This window comes from Bifidobacterium sp. SO4, assembly GCF_018555355.1.
In the GTDB taxonomy this organism is placed as follows: domain Bacteria; phylum Actinomycetota; class Actinomycetes; order Actinomycetales; family Bifidobacteriaceae; genus Bifidobacterium; species Bifidobacterium miconisargentati.
This window is the reverse complement of the sequence record NZ_JAFEJP010000008.1, coordinates 89,423-109,693: the sequence shown is the minus strand read 5'-3', so window position 1 is coordinate 109,693 and position 20,271 is coordinate 89,423. Positions and strand designations below refer to the sequence as shown.

14 protein-coding genes and 1 tRNA gene are annotated in these 20,271 nt (G+C 64.4%); 7 read left to right on the top strand and 8 right to left on the bottom strand.

Annotated elements, in window-relative coordinates; all coding sequences use genetic code 11:
• Positions 1–116: 116 nt before the first annotated feature.
• On the bottom strand, positions 117–1,067 hold the full coding sequence (locus tag JS536_RS06950; protein ID WP_214356343.1) for a CHAP domain-containing protein: 951 nt from the start codon (positions 1,065–1,067) through the stop codon (positions 117–119).
• 1,197 nt (positions 1,068–2,264) lie between these two features.
• On the opposite strand from JS536_RS06950, the gene serC reads away from it, so the two are divergent.
• A complete protein-coding gene (serC, locus tag JS536_RS06945; protein WP_214356342.1) occupies positions 2,265–3,410 on the top strand; it encodes a phosphoserine transaminase in 1,146 nt (381 codons plus the stop codon).
• 99 nt (positions 3,411–3,509) lie between these two features.
• Entirely contained in the window at positions 3,510–3,764 is a 255-nt protein-coding gene (locus JS536_RS06940) for a DUF2530 domain-containing protein (RefSeq protein WP_214356361.1), read from the top strand.
• A gap of 83 nt (positions 3,765–3,847) precedes the next feature.
• Here the strand turns inward: JS536_RS06940 and JS536_RS06935 are convergent, their stop codons facing one another.
• Positions 3,848–5,047 (bottom strand): ATP-binding protein, encoded by a 1,200-nt coding sequence (locus tag JS536_RS06935; RefSeq protein WP_214356341.1) that lies wholly within the window; start codon positions 5,045–5,047, stop codon positions 3,848–3,850.
• A 207-nt stretch (positions 5,048–5,254) separates the two neighbouring features.
• On the opposite strand from JS536_RS06935, the gene phoU reads away from it, so the two are divergent.
• Positions 5,255–5,929, top strand: coding sequence for a phosphate signaling complex protein PhoU (phoU, locus tag JS536_RS06930; RefSeq protein ID WP_214303931.1), 675 nt, complete (start codon positions 5,255–5,257; stop codon positions 5,927–5,929).
• Between the two features lie 315 nt (positions 5,930–6,244).
• Here phoU and JS536_RS06925 read toward each other — a convergent pair whose 3' ends face one another.
• The 3 genes from JS536_RS06925 to lysS all read right to left on the bottom strand — a co-directional run bounded on the left by JS536_RS06925 (position 6,245) and on the right by lysS (position 10,004).
• Entirely contained in the window at positions 6,245–6,985 is a 741-nt protein-coding gene (locus tag JS536_RS06925) for a phosphoglyceromutase (RefSeq protein WP_033889849.1), read from the bottom strand.
• Positions 6,986–7,176: 191 nt separating this feature from the next.
• Positions 7,177–8,169, bottom strand: a complete 993-nt coding sequence (gene menA, locus JS536_RS06920) for a 1,4-dihydroxy-2-naphthoate octaprenyltransferase (protein WP_214356340.1) — start codon at positions 8,167–8,169, stop codon at positions 7,177–7,179.
• Positions 8,170–8,321: 152 nt separating this feature from the next.
• Entirely contained in the window at positions 8,322–10,004 is a 1,683-nt protein-coding gene (gene lysS, locus JS536_RS06915; protein WP_214356339.1) for a lysine--tRNA ligase, read from the bottom strand.
• A gap of 326 nt (positions 10,005–10,330) precedes the next feature.
• Between lysS and JS536_RS06910 the strand changes: the two genes are divergently transcribed.
• The 4 genes from JS536_RS06910 to JS536_RS06895 all read left to right on the top strand — a co-directional run bounded on the left by JS536_RS06910 (position 10,331) and on the right by JS536_RS06895 (position 14,942).
• A tRNA-Pro gene (locus JS536_RS06910) sits at positions 10,331–10,404 on the top strand.
• 109 nt (positions 10,405–10,513) lie between these two features.
• Positions 10,514–11,704: an MFS transporter gene (locus tag JS536_RS06905; protein WP_214356338.1), complete on the top strand. Its 1,191-nt coding sequence runs from the start codon at positions 10,514–10,516 to the stop codon at positions 11,702–11,704.
• A 264-nt stretch (positions 11,705–11,968) separates the two neighbouring features.
• On the top strand, positions 11,969–14,260 hold the full coding sequence (locus tag JS536_RS06900) for a DUF4037 domain-containing protein (protein WP_214356337.1): 2,292 nt from the start codon (positions 11,969–11,971) through the stop codon (positions 14,258–14,260).
• 37 nt (positions 14,261–14,297) lie between these two features.
• The gene (locus tag JS536_RS06895) at positions 14,298–14,942 is read left to right on the top strand and encodes a DUF4125 family protein (RefSeq protein WP_214356336.1); all 645 of its coding nucleotides are present in this window, start codon (positions 14,298–14,300) and stop codon (positions 14,940–14,942) included.
• Positions 14,943–15,272: 330 nt separating this feature from the next.
• On the opposite strand, the gene JS536_RS12035 is transcribed toward JS536_RS06895, so the two are convergent.
• From JS536_RS12035 to JS536_RS11835, 3 genes are all read right to left on the bottom strand, one after another.
• Entirely contained in the window at positions 15,273–17,066 is a 1,794-nt protein-coding gene (locus tag JS536_RS12035) for an alpha/beta hydrolase (RefSeq protein ID WP_346427467.1), read from the bottom strand.
• Between the two features lie 142 nt (positions 17,067–17,208).
• Positions 17,209–18,201 carry a sodium/calcium exchanger protein gene (locus JS536_RS06885; protein WP_214356335.1) on the bottom strand — a complete coding sequence of 331 codons (993 nt, stop codon included), beginning with the start codon at positions 18,199–18,201 and terminating at the stop codon, positions 17,209–17,211.
• 86 nt (positions 18,202–18,287) lie between these two features.
• Positions 18,288–20,237, bottom strand: coding sequence for a PspC domain-containing protein (locus tag JS536_RS11835; protein WP_240544297.1), 1,950 nt, complete (start codon positions 20,235–20,237; stop codon positions 18,288–18,290).
• Positions 20,238–20,271 lie beyond the last annotated feature (34 nt).

Sequence of the window (20,271 nt, the reverse complement as noted above, 5' to 3'; positions counted from 1 at the left end):
TAGTTGACAATCACTAAAAATCCATCTCGGATTTCAGCGGAAAAGTGACCAATGTCACGAAAGCTGACGACTCATCTGCGATGATGCGGGAGCCGCATACGGCGAATCGACGGGAATCAGTAGTGCACGTACTGGAACTTGGCGGCCTCGTCGGCGGTGAAGGTGCGGTGGGAGATCACGCCCAGGCCCTTGGCGTTGGATTCGGAGATCTCGATGGAACCGTCCGCGTTGATCTTCTCCAGCACGGCCACATGGCCATAGACGGGATCGGCGTTGGCCTGGCCCTGCGTGAAGATCACAGCGTCGCCCACGTGGCGCGGGGTATTGTCCACCCAGTAGCCCAGAGCGCGGGCGGAATCGGCCCAAGCGCCGCCGTTGCCGAAGTTGCCGCTGCTCGGCAGGCCGAGCTCGGCGCGACGGTTGTACGCATACCACGTGCACTGGCCCCACGGGTAGTTGTTGCCGCTAGTGCCGACGCTGTGGTTCGGATCGAAGCCGGCCGGAAGAGCCGCGGAATCCTCATCCATAAGCACGGAGACCACCGGGTTGTTCGCGGTGTTGCGGTTCATCAGCGTGGTGTTCAGCGAGCTTTCGGAGTTGCTCAGACTCCATCCGCCCTCGTTGGTGGACTGCTCGGTCACGGAGGAATTGAGTTCGGTACGGGCCTCGGAACGGGAGGCGGATGTCACATCGCTCACGCGCTTGATCTGCGTGGTCGTGGTGGCCGGGTCGGCGAACACGGTGGTGGTGTCGTCGTTGTGGGCGAAGGCCATGGAGGTCGCCGCGGTGCCCACCAGCGCCGCGAGGGACGCGGAGGCGAGGATATGGCTGCGACGTTCGGCCGCACGGGCGGCCTCGCGAATGGAGCGACGGGTCTGCGGGGCGATTTCGTTGATCTTCTCGGCCACCGCGGGATCAAGGCCCAGCGCGATGGCATCGCCGCCGGCGGCCTGTGCCGCACGGACCGCGCGAACGGAGTGGGAACCCTTTCCGGAGGCGAAGAAAGCCTTCGCTAAGCTGAACTTCTGGTGTGAGACCTTGGTCGCTTTATGCGAGGCATGCTTCATAACTGATTTACTCCTTGGATGGGTCGGACGCCTCCTCATGAGGGCGTCGCCGTACCGTCACAATTGCCCACTCTACAACGGGAGTATGTCAATTGCCAACCTGGCAAGGGCCCGTCCGGGCGTGTCAATCGATTGACGTATGCTCGTTCTCCCTGGAAAACCACCGGTGTTTCACGGCCTGTTTCATGGTTTTTCACGGCGCTTTTCCGCGGTATTCCCTTGTATTTCCGGGCTTGCGGCAAGATTGCCGATACCGTTTACCGCACCGGCATGATCGGCTGGGGACGCTATCGCCTTTCTCGCATACCGTTATATATAGGAATTATCTATGCCCGGCTATGACGGGGCTGCCGGGCTCCTTGGGAAATCGACGCCTGGAACGGCCGACAGCTCGACTGCCGGGCCGGTTGCCCGGAGCCTCCCCTCTGCGTGTGAAAACTAATCAATCAGTGCAGCCCGCCGACAACCCCGCCCTTCCGGCCCAAAGGAGCGTTACCCCATCTTGGCGGCCTTCGAGCACGGAAAAGACAAGCTCTTACTCTCACGATCGCGAGCCGTCTTTTCGGCGACCGTTTGGGTATAGAAGCGCTCATCTCCTGTCCTCAAACAATCGCGAATCCCTCTCCTCGTGACCGTTTGAGTACAGAAGTGTGCCGCTCCTGTACTGTAACGATTGCGCATCCCACTTCCAGCGGTCGTTTGAGGACAGAAGCCGTTCCCTTCTATACCCAAACGACCGCAAATCCCTCCTTCAGCGTCCTTTCCAGTACAGAAAAGCCCGTTTCTGTACTCAAATGACCGCAAATGCCCTCCTAGCGGTCCTTCAAGTCCAGAAGCACATGACTTCTGTACTCAAAAGACCGCTGATGAGGGGATTCGCGGTCTTTTGAGTACAGAAAAGCCCCTCTCCCATACTCAAACGACCACAACCGCTTCAAGCAAAGACCCCCTCCGCGAAACACATCACCACGCAATCCGTCATCCGACCATCAGACAACCGACATACGGACGACATGCGGGACCGCACCCTCGGTCCCCTACGACAGCGGCGGGTTCTAGTCCTGATGATCTCGAAAGGGGTCTCAGGTGGGTAGGTGGGTGTTCAACGGCGCAGAGTACGCACCCTGAAATGCCCCGAAAATCCGGCAGCCGGGAGATTGCCCACATTCGTTGCCGGCACGGGCTAGCCTTAAAGGCATGACTGTGAGCATCACCATTCCTGAATCGTTGAAGCCCGAGGACGGCCGCTTCGGATCCGGCCCGAGCAAGATCCGTCCCGAGCAGATCGCCGCGCTGGACGCCGGCGCCACCACGCTGCTGGGCACCTCCCACCGTCAGAGCCCGGTCAAGCAGGTGGTCGGCTCCATCCGCGAAGGCCTCGCCGAATTCTTCCACCTGCCCGACGGTTACGAAGTGGCGCTGGGCAACGGCGGCGCCAGCGCGTTCTGGGAGGTGGCCTGCGCCTCGCTGATCACCCGTCAGGCCGCGTTCAGCACCTACGGCTCGTTCAGCGCCAAGTTCGCCGCCTCCGCCGCCAACACGCCGTTCCTGGAGAAGCCGGTGATCTTCGAGGGTGAGCCGGGCACGTACCGCCTGCCCGAACTCACCGAGGGCGTGGACACCTACTGCTGGGCCCACAACGAGACCTCCACCGGCGTGGCCGCGCCGATCCGCCGCGTGCCCGGAAGCCGTGAGGCCGGCGCCCTGACCGTCATCGACGGCACGAGCGCGGCCGGCGCCCTGCCCATCGACATCGCGCAGACCGACGTCTACTACTTCTCCCCGCAGAAGGCCTTCGGCTCCGACGGCGGCCTGTGGGTGGCCATCCTCTCCCCCGAGGCCATCGACCGTGCGGCCGGCGTGGAGTCCAGCGCCCATCTGGAGGGCGCGCGCCGCTGGGTGCCGCCGTTCCTTTCGTTGACCTCCGCGCTGAACAACTCACGCAAGGACCAGACGCTCAACACCCCGGCCGTGGCCACGCTGATCATGATGGCCAACCAGATCGAATGGCTCAACGGCAATGGAGGACTGGCGTGGACCGCCGCCCGTTGCGCCAAGTCCGCGTCCATCCTGTACACGTGGGCCGAACGCTCCGATTACGCGCATCCGTTCGTCACCGATCCGGGCGCACGCTCGAACGCCGTGGTCACCATCGATTTGGACGAGAGCGTCTCGGCCAGCCAGGTGCTCGCGATCCTGCGCGAGAACGGCATCGTGGACGCCGCGGGCTACCGCAAGCTGGGCCGCAACCAGCTGCGCGTGGGCGTGTTCCCGTCCGTGGAGCCGTCCGACGTGATCGCCTTCACCAAGTGCGTGGACTACGTGGTGGAGCATCTGCAGTAAGGCAGGTCCGTCCGTAATCCGCTTGTTTTCCTGTCAATCGTCGCGTATCGCATCGTCGTGCGCGGCGATTGACGTTCCTGTTGACTACAGTGCATGACTATGAAGTTCGCGCCCATCATCGACCCTGCCGTCCGCAAGCCCACCCCGAAGCCAGTGCGTGTGGATCTGCGCAAGGTGTTCGGCATCGGCACCGGCCTGTGGGCCGTGGCCCTGATCGTCGCGTTGATACTGACGACCATCGACCGTACCTTCGAGCCGCTGGTGATCATGTGCTCGTCCGGCGTGATCATCGGACTGCTGCTGCTGATCTGGGAGTTCTTCGACCGCTGGGATTACCGGCGATTGGGCTTGTAGGGGCAGCAACGGACTCACCGAGCCGCTCCCCTCAGCCACCTTACGGTGACAGCTCCCCTCAAAGAGGGGAGCCAAGGATGGGGTCACTGCGCCAGGGGCAGGGTGAGAGTGAAGGTGCTGCCCTGGCCGGGGGTGCTCCAGACGGCGATGTCGCCGTGGTGGGTCAGCGCCACATGCTTGGCGATGGCCAAGCCCAGACCCACGCCGTCCGCCGTGCGTTCACTTTGGCCGGCACCGCGGTAGAAGCGCTCGAAGATGCGCGCCTGGTCCTTCTTGGCGATGCCCACACCCTGATCGATCACACGGATTGAGGCACGGCCTCCGTCCTGGCTTTTGGATGCGGACACGCTCACCACGCCGCCTTCCTTCGAATAGCCGATGGCGTTCTCGATGAGCTTGGTCACCGCACTGTCGATCTGGCCGCCCTCATCGTTGACCACCAGCGTGTCGTCGCCGCTCAGCCGCAGCGTGACGCCGGCCTGTTCGGCCTTCGGTGTGAGTCGGTCGACGGTCTTGCGCAACTGGTCCATGACCGCAAGACGATTCGCCGAGGACGGCGTGATCGGCTCCTGCGCGCGGATGAGCAGCAGCAGGTCGGAGACCATATGGTTGAGCTTGCCGCAGCTGGACCGTACCTGACGGGCATCCTCGGTGATGCGCTCGCGGTTAGGCTCGCCCTGTTCCAGTGAATCGGCGAGCTTGGCGAGGGCCTCGGTCGGGCCAAGCAACTGTTCGGACACGTTCGTGATGAATGCGTCGCGCACCTGGGCGAACCGGACCGAATCGCTGACGTCCTCCACCAGCACGATCACGAACTGCGCGTTGATACGCCCCACCGTGACCTTCAGCCAGTTGGGCCGGCGTACGGACTGGGTTTTTACCGCACTTCCCTTGTCCCGCTCGGCCGCGTACCGCTCGGGGGTGTCGGTGGTCAGGTCGAACTGGCGCTTGCCTCCATGGGCGCGCGTCTCGTGAATCGCGTCCAGTATCTCCTTGCCTACGATGGCGTCCTCCTGGACCACGCCCAGACGGTAGGCACCGGGACTGCAACGGACCACCTCGTCATGCTCGTCCACCAGAACCGAGACGTCCGGCAGCATGGACAGCAATGTGGAGGCCTCGTCCGGCAACTCCTCGTCGTCCGCGTCCCCCTCCCCCACAGGACGCGCGGACACACGCACACGATGCGTCGCCACGCCGAAAATCAGAACAACACCAAGAACCACCAGCAACACGGCGGCCACGATCAGCGCGATCAGGGCCGCAATCGGCATTTCAGTCATGGCTCCTATTCTCCCACACCGCACGGCACGCTGGGAACACGCCGAAAGCCTGCCAAAAACACGCCGGGAACATGAATTGAAGGTGAACAACCCAATGAACTTTGCAACAACTTGAGGTTGCCATTGCCTACGTTGAAGTAACGCATGAAAGCTGGAATAATACACTGAGAGAGGTTGCAATACCGAAAAGCATGAAAGGCTAGAGAAATGCGCGTTATTTTCAACGAGGAGCTGAAGCAGGTTGCCGACGACCTCGACCATATGGCGCAGGACGTGCGTAAGGCGATCAACGGCGCCGGAGAGGCTTTGCTGAAGCAGGATGTCGAAGCCGCCCAGACCGTCATCGACGGCGACATCGAGATCGACGCCCTGGAGTCCTCCGTCATCGATCAGTGCGTGAAGCTGCTGGCCAAGCAGAACCCGGTGGCCACCGACCTTCGCGTGGTCGTCTCCACCATGCGCCTGGCCTCCACCTTCGAGCGTATGGGCGATCTGGCCCGTCACGTGGCCGAGGCCGCACGCCGCACCTACCCGGCGTCCCCGCTGCCGGAGGCCGCCCAGCCGGTGTTCGCCCAGATGATCGACTTCCTGAGCAACACCGCGGACCAGCTCATCGCCATGCTCTCCGACCGTGACGCCAAGATCGCCGAGCACATCATCCTCGACGACGACACGCTGGACGAGCTGCACCACAAGACCTTCGAGCTGGCACTGTCCGACGGCATCACCCGTCAGCAGACCGTGGACATCGTGCTGCTGGGCCGCTTCCTGGAGCGTCTCGGCGACCACGCCGTGTCCTCCGCCCGCCGCGTGGTGTACATCGTGTCCGGCTTCGACCCGTCCAAGAAGCCCGCGCGCGACGAGGGCACCGACATCGGCTGATACGCCTGGACTGAAATCCTTATCCCCTCGGGGATGCCCGAAACGGCGATCCGGTTGCGACTGGACGCCGTTTTCTTATGCCGTTTGGCCGACCGCGTTTTTCTGGCTCCCTTCTTTGAGGGGAGCTGTCGAACGCAGTGAGACTGAGGGGAGTACCACGATTCGCTCCTGCCCGTATACTCCCCTCAGTCAGCTTTGCTGACAGCTCCCCTCAAAGAAGGGAGCCGAAATAACGCGGGTACGAAAAAGGGAGCCGCACGGTGAGGTGCGACTCCCTTGATGTGTGTTCAACGCACTAGCCTATCGGCTTGAGGCTCACTTCTGGCCCTGAGCGGCGACGGCGGCGGCACCGGCGGCGGCAGCCTCCGGATCCAAGTACTCGCCACGCGGCTTGATCGGCTTGAAGTTCTCATCCAGCTCGTAGAGCAGCGGGATGGCGGTCGGGATGTTGACCTTGGCGATCTCTTCCTCGGACAGGTTGTCGAGCATCTTGACGATGGCGCGCAGCGAGTTGCCGTGAGCGGCGATCAGAACGGTCTTGCCGGCCTTGAGCTCCGGCTCAATGGCGGACTTGAAGTACGGCTCGACGCGCTTGACCACATCGGCCAGGCACTCGGCTTCCGGAACCGGGTCGCCGGTGTAACGCGGGTCGTGGTTCTGGGCGTACTGATCGTTCGGATCGATCTCGGGCGGCGGGGTGGCGTAGGAGCGGCGCCACAGCATGAACTTCTCGTCGCCGTACTCCTCGCGGATCTCGGTCTTGTTCTTGCCCTGCAGAGCGCCGTAGTGACGCTCGTTGAGACGCCAGTTGCGCTCGACCGGGATCCACAGACGATCCGCGGCATCCAGCGCGATGTTGGCGGTGTTGATGGCGCGACGCAGCAGGGAGGTGAACACGATGTCCGGAAGGACGTTCTTCTCCTTGAGCAGCTCGCCGCCACGCTTGGCTTCGGCTTCACCCTGCTCGGTCAGCGGGACGTCGACCCAGCCGGTGAACTGATTGGTTTTGTTCCATGCGCTCTGTCCATGACGGAGCAGTACTAGTTTGTAAGACATACGGCCAGTTTACAGCCCGTGCGAGCCAAACGCGACTGCGAATCTTACGTTTTGCGCATCGATTGGATAACGGTTGGCGTTGCTGGACCAGAGCCAACATGTTCGCGATGGACTACCCCTCAGTCGGCTATGCCGACAGCTCCCCTGACAAGGGGAGCCAAGGAAAGGAATCGATTGGATAACGGTTGGCGTCACACGGCGACGGCGATCACGACCACGACGGCGAAGAGCAGCGTCTGGAAACCGGCGTCGCTCAGGGCGGTGCGGAACTGGCGCTTGGGCACGCTGGAGACCATGCGCACCGGCACCCCCACGCCGGAGATCAGCAGGATGCCGCCCCACGGCAGCCACAGCGACATACAGACGAACAGACCGAGCACCCACGCCGCGATGCAGCAGGCGGTGAACAGCGCGGTGGCGCGCCGCTCCCCCAACCGCACGGCCAGCGTGCGCTTGCCATGTCGCCCGTCTTCGGCGATGTCTCGCAGATTGTTGACCATGAGCAGCATCACGGCGTTGAGACCACAGCAGACGGCACCGCACACGCCCATCACATCGATGCTGCCGGCAAGCGCGTACTCGGTGCCGAGCACCGCGGCCAAACCGAAGAACAGGAACACCGCGACTTCGCCGAGGCCGGCATACCCGTACGGATGCTTGCCACCGGTGTAGAACCAGCCGGCGATGAGGCTCAAGGCGCCCACGGCCAGCAGCCACCACGCCTGCGAGATGACGACCGCCGCCAGGCCGCAGACGGCGGCGAGCACGGCGGCGATGCCGGCAGCGATCAGCACATGCTTCGGCGGCACGCCCGAGGCCACCAGGCGACGGGGTTTCGGCGTTCCACCGCGCTGTTCGGCGTCCGACTCCGATTCCGCCTCCGCTACGTTCCGTCCTTCATCGGTGCCGCGGATGCCGTCGGAATAGTCGTTGGCGAAATTGACCGCGATTTGCAGGAGCACCGCCACAAGCATGCAGAGTATGGCCACCGGCCAGAAATGGGCTTGCAGCGGCTCGGCCAAGGCTTGGTTGGCAACGCATTCCTGCGGCACGGGATGAATCTCGACGCAGGTGCCGAGCTGGTCGATACGGCGGGATGCCAGTGCAGCGCCCACCAGCACCGGGGCGATCGAAGCGGACAGTGTCTTGGGGCGCAATCCGGCCAGCCATAGACGTGGATTCATGATTTTCCCCCAACACTATGCAAAATCCTTTGTATGTTCGCGTCCCGACGAGGGCCTCGCGAACATACAAAGGATTAATGAGGCTAAACCCTTTGTATGTTCGCGGCATAATCGTTCAGACGCGAACATACGAAGGGAAACAGGTTTGATACTCAGGCCACCAGCGGCTTGACCAGCGGGAAGGTGATGGTCTCGCGGATCGTGGCGCCGGTCAGGGCGATGAGCAGTCGGTCGATGCCCATGCCCATGCCACCTGCCGGCGGCATGCCCACGCCGAGGGCCTCCAGGAAGTCCTCATCGATGTCGCAGGCCTCCTCGTCGCCCGCCAGTGCGTCCTTGGCCTGGGCCACGAAACGCTCGCGCTGCACGACCGGGTCGTTGAGCTCGGAGTAGCCGGTGGCCAGCTCGAAGCCGCGCACGTAGAGATCCCACTTCTCCACCACGCCCGGCTTGGTGCGGTGGCCCTTGACCAGCGGGGAGGTCTCGACCGGGAAGTCGCGCACGAAGGTCGGCTCGTAGAGCTTGTCCTCGTAGAAGTGCTCCCACAGGTGCTCCACGAGCTTGCCGTGGTTCTCTACGTCGTCGCGCTCCACGCCGAGCTTGTCGGCGATGGCGCCCAGGTGCTCCACGGAGGTGCCGGGGTGCTCGGGGCCGCCGTTCGGCACGATCTCCTCGCCAAGGGCCTCGGACAGGGAGTCGTACATGCTGATGGTCTTCCATTCACCGCCGAAGTCGTATTCGGTGCCGTCGAGCAGCGTGACCTTGTGCGAACCGTAGACGTCCATGGCGGTCTTCTGCACGAGCTCCTTGACCAGCTGGCCGATGGAGTCGTAGGTGCCGTAGGCCTGGTAAGCCTCGACCATGGTGAACTCCGGGGCGTGCGTGGCGTCGACGCCCTCGTTGCGGAAGTCGCGGTTGATCTCGAACACGCGGTCGATGCCACCGACCAGGCAGCGCTTGAGGAACAGCTCCGGGGCGATGCGCAGGTAGAGGTCGAGGTCGAAGGCGTTCATGTGCGTGGTGAACGGACGGGCCGCGGCGCCGCCGTGCAGGGTCTGCAGCATCGGGGTCTCGACCTCGAGGAAGCCATGGTCGTCGAAGGTACGGCGCAGGGAGGCCACGGCCTTGGAGCGGTTGCGCACCATGTTGCGGATCTTCTCGTCCGCGATCATGCCGATGTACGGCTTGCGGGTGCGGGTGTCCTCGTTGAGGTCCTTGTGCAGGGCCGGCAGCGGCTGCAGCGCCTTGGAGGCGATGGCCCACTCGGTGGCGAACACGGACAGCTCGCCGGTCTTGGAGGCGATCACGCGACCCTTCAGGTACAGGTGGTCGCCGAGGTCAACGAGCTGCTTGAACTGCTTGAGGGAGTCGGCGCCGATCTCCTTCTTGGAGATCATGCCCTGGATCTTGGTGCCGTCGCCGGCGGAGAGCTGCACGAAGCACAGGCCGCCCGCGTTGCGCAGGAACAGCACGCGGCCGGCGATGCCGACCATGTCCTCGGTCTCCTGGCCGGGCTCGAGCTTGCCGTCGTACTTGGCGCGCACGTCCTCGATGGTGTCGGTCACGTCCAGATGGACCGGGTAGGGGGCGATACCGGCCTCAAGCATCATGGCGCGCTTGGCCACACGCATCTGCACCTGCTCAGGGTGCGCCAGCGGGCCGAACTCCTTGTTGGAGGGGTCCACGGCCTCGTCCAGCGTGGCGCCGGACTTAATCTTCTCGGTGATGGTGGCGTCCTGCTTGAGCAGCATTTCCGCACGCTCGACGGTGCTCATCTGCGGGACGGCCGGGGTTTCGTTCTCGGTATTCTCAGTGTTTTCAACAACTTCAGCCATGGTTCTTCAGTGTACGCAAGACCGGCGAATTCTCTTTTTCGGGCTTTCGCCAAGCGCCTGCAACAAGTCTTTTTGGGGTTCTGGCTCCCCTCCCCGAGGGGAGCTGTCGAACGCAGTGAGACTGAGGGGAGTGACTTGATTTATCGACATGGCCGAACTCCCCTCAGTCAGCTCCGCCGACAGCTCCCCTCAAAGAGGGGAGCCCCCAAAAAACGAAACCGCCGCCATTCACCGCAATCCGCCACGAAAACGTTGGAATTCCGCGCGACACGCCGTAGTTTGCATGAACAGGCACCCTTATCGTAAGCTATACGACGTTGCCAAAACGGGCTGTAGCGCAGCTTGGTAGCGCGCTTCGTTCGGGACGAAGAGGCCGCGGGTTCAAATCCCGCCAGCCCGACTGCAATAAGGGAATCAGTGGTTACCGCTGGTTCCCTTTCTTTTTGCCTGAACCGCGGTATCCCATCACCGATCGCCGCGCGAAGGCACGAGTGGAGGCAAGAGTACCGATGAAGAAAAGTCTGCTCGCGCTCGCTTCGGGCGCGTTCATCCTCGGCGCCGCGGAATTCGTGATGATGGGCATCCTGCCGCAGGCCGCCGCCGCGACCGGTGTGGACATCCCCACCGCCGGCCATTACATTTCCGCCTACGCCTTCGGCGTGTGCTTCGGCACGCTGATTCTGGTGTTCGGCCGCAAGGTGCCGCCGAAGAACCTCATCATCCTGTTCATGGCCATCGCGTTGACGGGCAACCTGCTGTCCGCCGTCTCCGTCAACGGCCCGATGCTGCTTGTCGCTCGCTTCATCTCCGGCCTGCCGCACGGCGCGTTCTTCGGCACCGCCACACTCATCGCCAAGACGCTGGCGGACAAGGGCAAGGAGGCGCAATCGGTCGCCGCGATGGTGACCGGCCAGACCGTGGCCAACATGCTGGGCGTTCCCGCCGGCACGCTGATGGCCGAATTCCTGTCCTGGCGTCTCGCGTTCGGATTCCTCGCCGCGTGGGCCGCGATGACCATCGTGCTTGCGCTGACGTGGATCCCGTACGTCGCCCCCATCAAGGACGCAGGCATCGCCGGCCAGTTCCGCTTCCTGACCCGTCGCGGCCCGTGGGTGATCCTGGCCGCCGTGTTCACCGGCAACGCCGGCGTGTTCTGCTGGTGGAGCTACGTCTCCCCGTGGCTGCAGAAGTCCGGCGGCTGGTCGTCCGACCTGGTGCCGCTGCTCATGATGCTCGCCGGCTTCGGCATGGTGGTGGGCGGCCTGATCGGCGGACGCATCACCGACCGTTGGCGCCACGCCGGCACCGCGGCCCTGGGACAGGCGATTTCCTGCCTCGGCCTGATCATGGTGTTCCTCGTGCCCGCCAACCTGGTGACCACCGCCATCCTGACGTTCTGGATCGCGTTCGGCCTGTTCTTCATCTCCGCTCCGCAGCAGCTGCTCATGACCGAGGCCGGCCAGGGCGGCGGCGAACTCATCGCCGGCGCGGCAGTGCAGGTGGCGTTCAACTTCGGCAACGCCGTGGGCTCCATCGTGGGCGGCGCCATGCTCAACGCCTTCGCCATGCAGTACCGGTTCACCGGCCTGGGCGGCGTGCCGCTGGCCCTGATGGCCGTGGGGCTGCTGACCTATTACTCGTGGCGTTGCGAGACGAACACCGACGCCATCCACCGCATGCGCGAAGTCAAGGTGGACTGATTACGGCTGGCGGCGCGGCGGGCAGGTATGTACGTGTCGACACACTCAAGGCCGTTCGGCCAAGCCTACGGTCGTCACGCACATACCTGCCCGCCGCGCCTTCCATATCGGCAAACTCAAAACATCAGCGAGTTCGTTCTTCCATAGCCCCACCCTTCAAACTCCAACAATCGCCTGCTGAGAGCAAACTCACAGGCGATTTTTCGTATGCGCAGGCCGCCGTGACCATAGACTGTTACAGGAATCTGTTCAAGGAGGTACACGGTGGTTGACGAAGACGCGCTGCTCAGGCAATTCGCCGCACAATTCGCACATGGTCCGGAGGATGGCGACGACACTGATGAGGTGGCCGCCGCACAATCGGCCATCGATGATGACGAGAACGACGAGGGCGACGACGAGACGCCCGCGGACTTCGACGTCGATGCCTTCCTGAAGGGATTGGACGACATCTTCAACCGTCATGCGGCCGCCACCGAGGCCGGCCCGTATCTGGAACAGGCCGCGGTGGATGCGGAGAACGCCGGCGACGCGGCCGGGCTGCTGACCGTGCTCAACGAGACGATGGGCTTCTACCGCTCCCAAGGCCGTCACAAGGAGAACCAATGGATCGTGCAGCGGGCGCTGGAGCTTGCCGCACGCATGGGTCTGACCACCGGTACCTCCGAGGCGTGGGCCACCACACTCATCAACTGCGCCACCGCCATGCGCGCGGCCAAGCAGTACGACCAGGCCGAGGACCTCTACCATCAGGCGCAGGACGTGTGCCGTCGCGCCTTCTCCCCCACCGATCGCAGGCTCGCGGCGCTGCACAACAACCTCTCCATGCTCTACAGCGAAACCGACCGTTTGGATAAGGCAGAAACCGAGCTGCGCGAGGCCCTGCGCATCATCGAGGCGTCCAGCGTGAACCCGGATGCGGACATCGACGTGGCCAGTTCACACACCAATCTGGCATTGACCCTGCTCGCCGAGCACAAGTTGGAAGGCGCGCATTGGCACGCGGCCAAGGCGTTGGAGATCTACAGGACCGGTCATCTGGAACATTCCGCGCATTACGCCTCCGCGCTGGCCGGCTTCGCGCAGGTGTGCTTCGCCGAGGGACGCTTTGCGGACGCGGCGGACGGGTATCGCCGTGCGCTCGGGGTCATCGAGGAATGCTACGGCAAGGACACCGATTACTGGCGTATCACCGAGGAGAACCTGCGCGAGGCCGAACGTCAGGCCGTGGCGCACGGCGAGCGCACCCGGTCGGACGGAGGCGTGGCGACCGACGCCGCAACCGATGTCAAGAAGTCCGGCGCTACTTCCGCAATCGCCGAAGAACGTGCTGGCACCGGCTTGCCCGCCGCGGACATCGCATCGGGAGTCCCCGGCCATGCTCCTGACGACGGCAGGCCGGGGACGAATCCGCTCACCGAACCGGTGGACGGGGCGGATTCCGGTTCCGACTCTTCCGACGTCACGGTCTGCCCGGTGTCCGGCCTGAAGCTGGCGCGCGCGTTCTGGACGCAGGTGGTCCGGCCGATGATCGAGGCGAAGTACCCGCAGTACGTGAGTCGCATCGCCGCCGGCTTGGTGGGTCACGGATCCGAATGCTACGGATTCGACGATGAGTATTCGCAGGACCACGACTTCGGCCCACGCTGCTGCCTGTGGCTTGCGGACGAGGATTACGAGACGATCGGCGAACGATTGCAGGCCGATTATGAGGCGTTGCCGCGCGACTTCACCGTGGACGGGCAGAATCGCGTCACGTTTGCGGCCGCGGAATCCGGCGACGGAGCAATGGAGGGCGGGGCGGCTCAACGTTTCTCCCCCGCCACCCCGCGGGCGCAGGGCGCCAACCGCCGCGACGGCGTGTTCCGCATCGGCGATTTCTTCACCGCCATCACCGGCTATCCGGCTGCCCCCGCACCCACCGCGGCGCATGAATGGCTCATGCTGGACGAGGCCACGCTGGCCGCAGCCACCAACGGCGAGGTGTTCGCGGACCCCACCGGCACGTTCTCCAAGACCCGTCAGGGGTTCAAGGACATGCCGGATGACGTGCGTCTGGCGCTTATCTCCAAGCGGCTCGGCATGATCGCGCAGGCCGGCCAGTACAACCTGCCGCGCTCGTTGAAGCGCGGCGACGGCGCGGCCGCGTGGCTTGCCATCCGCGAGTTCGTCAACGCCACGGCGTCGCTGGTGTTCCTCATCAACGTGCCGATGGTGGTGGGGTACATGCCGTACTACAAGTGGCAGTTCGCGGCCCTGCGCAAGCTGTCCGGCTCGATGTTCGCGCTGCTGCCGGGCGTGTGCGGCCAGTTGGAGACCGTGATGCGGCTGAGTTCGGCGGCCTGCTACGGCGGTGCGGGCTTCGGCGAGGGCGGCAAGGGCTCCACGCCGGCCATCGAACAGATCAACGGCATCGTGGAGGAGATCGCGCAGGCCATCGTCAAGGAACTGCTGCGCGAGCATCTGACCACGTCCGGCGAGACGTTCCTGGAATGGCAGCGCCCGTATGTGGAGGACCACATCGCCTCGGACGATCCGATTCTCAAGAGTCTGTAGATGTTACGGCTTGGCCGCCACACGCAAAGGAGCATGAATGACAACGGAACAGAACGTCACCCTGGACGAACTGCGCGAGACCATCGTGCGGCACGAATGGGACCAGTTCCAGCGCACCAACAACGAAGGCGGCCGCGCGGCCTGCCAAGGCAACTGGCCGGTGTTCCATCAGATGCGGTTGGCCCAGTTCCTCACTTGGGAGCGTCTGCTGCTGACATCGTATGCAGCCGATCTTGACGAGGCGGATCGCGTGGGCCGCAATCTCGTCACCGAAAAGTACGGCCGTATGATGGCCTCCACCGCGCCGGCCGAGTACGCAGCGAACATCGAACCGTATATCCCGAAGCTGGATGCGGACCGTGTGGCCCGCCAGGAGCGGGTGATCGCGCAACAGGTGGCGTGGGCCGCCGATTTCCGCAGGCGCTACCCCAAGCTGGGCGAGGCCATGCGCGTGCTCACCACCGCGGAGGACACCCCCACCGCCACGTCGTTCGAAACCTATCTGCGCGGCGAGCTGGGCACCTACTCCCCCGCCACGTTCGACCTGTATGAGGCGATGATCCGCGAGCGCACCAGTGCCGATCCGCAGCGCAACATCACCGAGGAGACCTTGCTCAACACCGTGCGACTCGGTGGGTTCAGCGGTCTCGACGAGGCCGAAGCCGCGCAACGGTCCGTCTGACGCTACGCGGGCGGGGGCGAAATGGACACATACTCCCCATTCCGCCCCCGCTCACAGCATGTCAACGGGGTATCCCGGGGTGCTTCATGCCCAATTCACTCCGTTTGCCAAGCCTCAGCGAAACCAATCGGATAGCTGATACCCGTTTTACTGCGCTCAAGAAATCTCAGCGAGGTGAAATGGGCAGTCGGCACCTGATCCACTCCGCCAGCACCCAGCCAAGCGGGGCAACACCGATGGATACTCCCTGTTATGCCCTGCTCACATCCCACTGGGCGATACGGTACCGGCGCATACTCCCCATTCCGCTCCGCTCACAGGGACCTACCGTCAGAACGGCAGGGCGAACAGCCCCCAAAAGGCCAGCGAGGTCAGGGACGTGAACGCGGCGAACGCCACCACAACGCAGATGACGCGACGCGCACCGGTGATGCAGCAGCGGTATCGCCAGCAGTACTCCAGCTGCCAGGCGAACGTAATCACCAACAGCACGGTCAATACCTGCAGCACCGTCCAGCCGATGCCGAACAGTTGCGGGTACGGCTTGACGTACACGGACGCCAGTCCCACGGCGGTCAGGTAGCCGTACGCCAGCATCGTGATCACCGTCGAGACAATGCCGAGCAGCCAGCAGGGGCCGGCGATGCCCAGTCGCGCCAGCGACCGGTCCACGGTTGTATACGCTCGCGCTGCCGGAATTCCGTTGCCCGCCGTTGCCGCATGCGCGCCGCCGGACAGTGCGCCCGGTCGGATGTGCAGGGCGGCACGTTTGCCTTTGATACGCACCTTCGACCCGTAATCCCGCGCGAATGCGGCTGCCATCATGCCAAGTCCCAGCAGAGCCGCGACGATCAGCAGCACCGGCCCCGCGGCCATGATGCCGACGAGCACGCCGAGCGAGCCGATGATACCGGAATCGGTGCGGGTGGGCGCGGCGAAGCGCTGATGCGGCTGCACGCCGGCGATCTGTGGCGTGGCCCAGTTTTTCGCCATGGTCCAGGTCTTCGCAGTGGTGTTCACAGCGGTGGCAGGGACGTTCGTGTCAGCATCGCCAGTATCCTCGTCGACAGCTCCGTCAACTTCGGCAGCTTCGGCACGAACATCACGTACGCTCACGTTCGCAACACCCATCTCGAGTTCTACCGCCACGCCGTTGACCCAGTTCTCCAGCGCCTGCGTGTATCCGTCCGCGAGCGGCAGGCCCGGCGTGAAGAGGCCCTGTCCGGCGCGCATCTGATGGTTGCCGGCGAAGTAGCGTATGGTCACGTCGTCGTTGCCCGCACGATGCGCGGCGGTCATGATGCGTTGCGCGCCCTGTTCGATGGGCATGGCCGTGTCGTAGGTGCCGTAGCTGACGAGCACCGGCATGGTCAGGGTCGACAGGTACCGGTCGGCGTCGAAGTCGGCGTAGGCCAGGTCAAAGGGTGCGTAGTCGAGCGACATGAGCTTGGCTATGTCCTTGATGACCGGTTTCGGCGCCCCGGCCTGTTTGGCATAGGCGCTGACGGCCATGGCCATCTGCTCGCGGCCCTTGAACACGGGCGCGGAGGTCAGCGCGGCGAAGGCGATGTCCTTGCGGGAGGAGGCAAGGATCGTGGCGATCCAAGTGCCTTCGGATTCGGCGTAGATTCCGGTGGCGGCCGGGTTCACGCCATCGGTGCCGCGCAGCACGTCCAAGGCCTTGCCGTATTCGTGGGCGAATCTCGCATAGTCGCGGTGGAGCACGGTGTAGTCGTCGTTGCGTTTGGCGGGCACGAGGGTCACGATGCCGGCGGAGGCCATGGCGTTGGCGATGTCGCCGAAGTCCTCGGCCCCACTGGTGCCGGAGCCGTGGATGAACAGGCAGGCGGGGCGTGGGCCGGGCGCATCCACCGGTTCGCGCAGTACGGCGGGTAACGTCACGCCGTCGCCCACATCCACGGTGATGTTGGTTTCCCGAGTCCGGTAACGGCCTTCGTGCGGGATGCTGGCGTTGGCGGGTTCGATATCAGGATTGCTGGTGGCGACAGTGAGATGGTTGTCATAGGGACGGATATCCCAGCGTGGCATCATCGCCCAGCCGAGTGCGGAGAACACCAGCAACAGCGTCAGGGCGACCACCGTGATGCGTGCTATCCGTTTCATCCGTCCTCCCGATTCATCCAATCCCGTCACGCCGACGGACCGACCGTCCATGCCGCGCCCGCCCATTGCCTCATGGGCAGGCCGGAATCCGGGCGGTAGCCACGCGGAGCCACCGGCCACAACCCCAACAGGTGTACTCGCATCACTGCCCAGCTTGGGTTTTCCGCTGTTTCGCGGCTCCCATCACGGCCCAAACGATAGCCACGATCACCAAAATCACGCCGATGGAACCGCATGCGACGGCCACCACCAGTTGCGGATCTGCGGCGAAAGTCGGAATCAACGTGTTGGGGAACACCAGTCCGAACGTCAACGCCGTCAGGCCGATGATCAGACCCAGCACACCGAAGATGATCGTGAGCACGCTCACCCCTCGCTTGGCTTCGGGAGCGGCGGACTCCCGGCCGACGGGCGGTTGACCGTACATCGGCACATCGGTCGCCGGAGGAATCCCGTCGCCATGCAGCGGCAATTCGCCGATGGGCAGGCTCTTGGGATCGGGATTCGCGTCCGCCGGCATCGCCGTGGATTCGGGCGCGGATTCGGGTGTGGCTTCATCCGTGGGCTCGGACGCGGGCTCAGCCGTGGGCTCGGGAGCATGTTCCGCAGCGGATCCGGCCACGGGATCGATGGCTTCGGTTGCGACGGCGTCGCCGGACGCATCCGCGGAGGCATCGGCAGATACAGCCTCGAACGTTTCATCGATCGGCTCGTCGGCCCGTTCATCGGACAGTTCGTCGGCCGGGGCATCAGTCGAATCGCCAGCCTGATCGTCGACGATATCGGCCACGGACTCCAACGCGATGGTCCGGGGCTCTTCGTTACCGGCCATGGGGGCCAACGTCGCCGTCATGGGGGCCAACGTCTCAGTCACGGTGCCGTCCTGGACGGTGGACATCGCCGTGGTCGCCACCGCGTCCTCGGGCACCGGCAGCACCGCGGTCGTATCCGGCTCGGCCACCGGCATCACTTTGGTTTCGGGCACCGTTTCGGACTCAGCCGCGGGCTCGGTTATGGGCTCGGCCGCGGGCGCAAGCCCCGTCACGGGGGCGATGGTCTCGGTATCGGCCACCGGCATCGCCTTGGTTTCGGTCACATCCTCGATGGTGTGGAACCGTGTGGTATCGCTGTTCATTGCTGTTCTCCTACTGATTCTGGTTGGAGCCTTCGGCATCGGATCCGGGCGCGTCGCTCCTCCGTTCGGGCGACGTCAAGCGCGGACTACTGCCGTTCCTCACGACCGGCCTCGGTGCTGTGCAGGTTTTCATACTGGCTGAAGGTGAATCCCTCCCAGTTCGAGACGTACGTGACGTTCACCCGCGCCTCCAATGCATAGGGCACGTCGATAAGCAGTTCCGGACCATTAACCGGCGTGCTCTCGTAATTGTTGAGCCAGTCGTACTCGGAGCCGCTCATGCCCGAGCCATAGGTGAGCGGGGCACTGGTCAGGGCCGTGGGCGTCATCGACATGATGCTGTAGCTGGTGCTCGTGGCGTCGTACTTGCCGCCGATGGCCTCGGCGATCTGGTATCCGTCGCGGCTGCTGCCGAAGGCGTACGAGCAGCCGTCCGGCAGGATGATATGCACCTGTGAACGGTAGGCGGACAGGGTGATCGTGCCGGCCGGGCAATAGGATATGGTCTTCCTGCCGTTCTGCAGTTCCAGCTCGTGATCGGGATGCGTGTCCTCCCATGCGGACAGGTCGAGTATGGCATGGCTGTTCTCGAAGCTGTCGCCCATGAAGAGCACGCCGCCCTTGAGCGTCTTGAACGTACGGTCGCTGGAATCGGCCACCAGCATGTGCGCGGCCTGGACCTCGTTCATGCCATATGCGTTTTCCGAATTGACGCCTTCGCCGAGGTCCACGGTGGACACATAGGTGCCCGTGTCGTGGGTCAGGTCGTAGTAATAGGAGGAATAGGTGCCGGAGACGACGATCATGGTCACGGCGCACGCGCCTGCCATCAGTCCCAGCGGGATCAGTCCGCCCGTACGCCGTCCGCGCACGCCGAGGATCACGACGATCACGCCCATCACGATGCACACCGCCGCACTCCAGATGGTGACGAGTTCGATGATGGGGCCGAGTCCGAAGTCGTTGGCCTGGATGGCCGCCATGACGCCGGCGAAGGAGATGAACATGAGTCCCAGCACGGCCAACACCATGATGGGTCCTGCCGGGCGGCGACGGAGCGATTTCACGGGTGTCGCCTCGGGTTCGGAGGTGGCGTAACGGCTATTGGCCGGGGCGGTCGGGGCGGTCGCCTGGCCCGGTGCGAATGGGCTGGCGTATGCGGGGCGCGCAGTCTGGGCGGCGGACGGGACAGCTGCAGTCGGGGCGGCGGCAGTCGGGCCACCGGGCATGGCGCCTGGTCCGGAATACTGGGCGGTCGGGGGCATCGACTGACCGACGTACGGCATCGATGCAGCGGGCGCAGCGGAAGAGCCGGCGTAGGGAGCGGCCGCGGGCATGGCGGCTCCCATCGGCCCCGGACCGGCGACGTTCGGTGACGCAGGCGCGGGGCCCGCGTATGGATTGGCCGGACCGGCGTACGGGCCGTACGAAGCGGCCGGATTGGGCGTATTGGCCGGGCCGGCGGGACCGTATCCTGAGTTCATCGGACCGACGTACGGGCCCTGCTGACCGACGTACGGGCCCTGCGGACCAGCGTACGGGCTTGCCGGGCCTGCAGGACCCGCGGCGGGCGGTCTGCCACGCATGCCGCGGGCACCGAACCCGTACCCCTCCTGCTGCCTGATACCGCTTTTGGCGAGCGCCCACAGCGTGACGGCCGCGAGCGCGATGCACGCCCAGCCGGCGCCGGGGATCAGCACCGCCACGGCCATGAACAGGAAGCAGCCGAGGCAGTTCCAGTTCCACTGGCCGGCGATGAGGTCCTCGCCGAGGATGTGGCCGCCGCGCACGTCCGGCAGCAGGAACCAGCCCATCGCGTACAGGGCCGCGCCGAAGCCGAAGAACAGCGTGGCGACGATCATCAGCGCGCGGACCAGGGTGGGGCTCCAGCCGAGCCGGGCCGCCAGTCCGCTGCACACGCCGCCGATCCAACGGTCGTCGCCGCGCATGAGGCCGCTCGACCTGATCCAGGCGAAGAAACGCCGCGAAGCCTTGTTCGGCTGCGGCTCATAGGGATTCATGGTGGGATTGCTCATGGTTCCATTACAGCAACGCGGCGCTGCCACACTC

Bases quoted from the DNA above. Each gene is read 5' to 3' on its own strand.
- JS536_RS06935 (WP_214356341.1), bottom strand. From the start codon at position 5,047: ATGACTGAAATGCCGATTGCGGCCCTGATCGCGCTGATCGTGGCCGCC.
- JS536_RS06895 (WP_214356336.1), top strand. From the start codon at position 14,298: ATGACAACGGAACAGAACGTCACCCTGGACGAACTGCGCGAGACCATC.
- JS536_RS11835 (WP_240544297.1), bottom strand. From the start codon at position 20,237: ATGAGCAATCCCACCATGAATCCCTATGAGCCGCAGCCGAACAAGGCT.
- JS536_RS06885 (WP_214356335.1), bottom strand. From the start codon at position 18,201: ATGAACAGCGATACCACACGGTTCCACACCATCGAGGATGTGACCGAA.
- lysS (WP_214356339.1), bottom strand. From the start codon at position 10,004: ATGGCTGAAGTTGTTGAAAACACTGAGAATACCGAGAACGAAACCCCG.
- JS536_RS06940 (WP_214356361.1), top strand. From the start codon at position 3,510: ATGAAGTTCGCGCCCATCATCGACCCTGCCGTCCGCAAGCCCACCCCG.
- JS536_RS06950 (WP_214356343.1), bottom strand. From the start codon at position 1,067: ATGAAGCATGCCTCGCATAAAGCGACCAAGGTCTCACACCAGAAGTTC.
- JS536_RS12035 (WP_346427467.1), bottom strand. From the start codon at position 17,066: ATGAAACGGATAGCACGCATCACGGTGGTCGCCCTGACGCTGTTGCTG.
- JS536_RS06905 (WP_214356338.1), top strand. From the start codon at position 10,514: ATGAAGAAAAGTCTGCTCGCGCTCGCTTCGGGCGCGTTCATCCTCGGC.
- JS536_RS06925 (WP_033889849.1), bottom strand. From the start codon at position 6,985: ATGTCTTACAAACTAGTACTGCTCCGTCATGGACAGAGCGCATGGAAC.
- phoU (WP_214303931.1), top strand. From the start codon at position 5,255: ATGCGCGTTATTTTCAACGAGGAGCTGAAGCAGGTTGCCGACGACCTC.
- serC (WP_214356342.1), top strand. From the start codon at position 2,265: ATGACTGTGAGCATCACCATTCCTGAATCGTTGAAGCCCGAGGACGGC.
- menA (WP_214356340.1), bottom strand. From the start codon at position 8,169: ATGAATCCACGTCTATGGCTGGCCGGATTGCGCCCCAAGACACTGTCC.